This window comes from Micromonospora sp. LOL_013 (assembly GCF_048060315.1).
Classification (GTDB): Bacteria; Actinomycetota; Actinomycetes; order Mycobacteriales; family Micromonosporaceae; genus Micromonospora_E.
In genome coordinates this window covers 1-994 of sequence record NZ_JBHMIQ010000098.1, presented here as the reverse complement: position 1 = coordinate 994, position 994 = coordinate 1, and the positions used below count along the sequence as shown (strand labels likewise).

The window sequence follows — 994 nt, the reverse complement described above, 5'->3', positions numbered from 1 at the left end:
CTTAGAGCGACCGGCAATAGGCGTTACCTGAGTCGGCGGGTTGTCGGCCGGGTGTCCCAGCGGTAGAGCGTGCGGGCTCGTTGGATGAGTTGACGGATCGTGACGATCGCGGCGGCCAGGTAGAGGTAGAAGTCGATGATCGTAGCGTTGCGGTCGGTGCAGCGGCGGATCTTGCCGAAGCCGTTCATCCACGAGTTCGTGCGCTCGACCACCCACCGCTTACCGACTTGGATCGGGGCGGGTACGCCCTTGCGGGCGATCTCGGCGTCGAAGCCGAGTTCATCGAGCAGCTCCCGGGCGCGGTTGCTGTCGTAGCCGCGATCGAGGTGGGCTGTGACCTGCTCAGGCCAGTGATGGCGGAGTTGGGCGCTGCACGCTTCGAAGGTGTCGCGCAGCAGCGGCGAGTCGGGCCGGTTGGCCGGGGCACCGGTGATCCCGAGCGGGATGCCGTAGCCGTCCACACCGGTCGAGCGCTTCATACCGCCCTTGCCGCGGTCGACCGGTGAGCGGCCGGCCCGGTCGCCGCCACACGGCGCTTTCGTGATCGCGCCGTCAGCGCTGACGTCAGTCAGGTCCAGGCCGATCATGCGGTCGTAGGCGTCCAGGGCGAGTTCATGGACCTGCTCACCGAGACCGGCGTCAGCCCACAACCGCAGACGGCGACGGATCGTCCGGTCCGAACAGTCACCCGACGCGACGCGTTCATAGCCGGATCCATGGACCAAAGCGGCGATGACGTGCTCGAACACGATCCGGTCCGGGATCCGCCGGCGGTGACAGCCCAGCGGATGGGCCGGGTCGAACTCGGGTTGTTCAGGCCACAACGCGGCGAACTGGACCCAGATGGGTTCGAGCAACGATGATTGCAGCGCAGGCACGGGACTCCATCGGTTGCAGAGCGTAGAGAACTCCGATGATCGATGGACCCGTGCCTGCCTACTACTTCCAGGTACCCGCATGTCCGGATCTTGGACCCTATTGCCGGTCGCTCTTA

The 994-nt window shown here is 66.0% G+C and carries 1 protein-coding gene; it reads right to left on the bottom strand.

Annotation, left to right across the window (positions count from 1 at the left end):
* Nucleotides 1–23: 23 nt before the first annotated feature.
* The gene (locus ACFHWS_RS28475; RefSeq protein WP_416557686.1) at nucleotides 24–878 is read right to left on the bottom strand and encodes an IS5 family transposase; all 855 of its coding nucleotides are present in this window, start codon (nucleotides 876–878) and stop codon (nucleotides 24–26) included.
* Between the last annotated feature and the right edge of the window lie 116 nt (nucleotides 879–994).